The organism is Kitasatospora sp. NPDC059088 (genome assembly GCF_042738155.1).
Lineage (GTDB): Bacteria > Actinomycetota > Actinomycetes > Streptomycetales > Streptomycetaceae > Kitasatospora.
In genome coordinates, this window is sequence record NZ_JBHYGR010000209.1 from 1,425 (window position 1) to 2,178 (window position 754).

A 754-nucleotide genomic window follows, 5' to 3' on the forward strand; every position below is an offset into this window, starting at 1 on the left:
GCCGGGCGTCGCCGCGACCACCCGCCAGTCCGTCCTGGCCGCGCTCGACGTCCTGGGCTACGACCGCCCCCGCCGCAGGGCCCCGGCAAAGGCTGGCCCGTCAGCCCATGCGCCTCGCTGTGACTCGCGCCACACCCCACGGTGGCATCGAGATGTGGTATAGTTCTTTCTGTCGGGAGGGGTTGGCGCCCCACCCGACCACTCGATCCAGCAAAACCAACCGAGAGGGACCTCCCATGAAGGCCAGCGCCCGCACCGCCCGTCAGATCCTGCGCACCCGCTCGGCGGAGAGCCGCGCCACCGCCGCGAGCCGCCGCCCGCTGGACGCGGCCAAGCTCGCCAAGTCCTGCCGCCGTCGCGCCCGCTCGCTCAACACCCACGCCCTGGCCGCCGGGGTCGACCGGAAGACCGCCGAGAGCGTCACCGAGACCCTGCGAAAGATCGCCAAGCGAAAGAACATCAAGCACACCGAGAAGGGCCGCACCCGCCAGACCATGGGGGGCCGGGGCCGCGTGGTCAAGACCGTCCGCCGCTACTCCCGCGCCAAGGTCGTCGAGCTGCTGACCGCCTACAACCCGCGTAGCGAGAAGAACCGCGAGGCCCGCCGCCTGATGCTCGCCGCGTGACCGGCGCCCGGGGGGGGGGGGGGGGCCCCCCCCCCCCCCCCCCCCCCCCCCCCCCCGGCGCGCGGGGGGGGGCCGCGGGTGTGGAATAACCCGGCCCCCCCCCGGGGCCCCCCCCCCCGGTGAGCCCC

General features: G+C 75.5%; 1 protein-coding gene and 1 pseudogene (1 of these 2 running past the window's edge). Both read left to right on the plus strand.

From position 1 onward, the window contains the following. Positions 1-97 (plus strand): annotated as a pseudogene (locus ACFWXO_RS43230) (hypothetical protein) (its annotated part extends 83 nt beyond the left edge of the window); the annotation flags it as partial. 139 nt (positions 98-236) lie between these two features. After that, positions 237-626, plus strand: coding sequence for a hypothetical protein (locus ACFWXO_RS43235; RefSeq protein WP_363577445.1), 390 nt, complete (start codon positions 237-239; stop codon positions 624-626). The last annotated feature ends 128 nt before the right edge of the window (positions 627-754 follow it).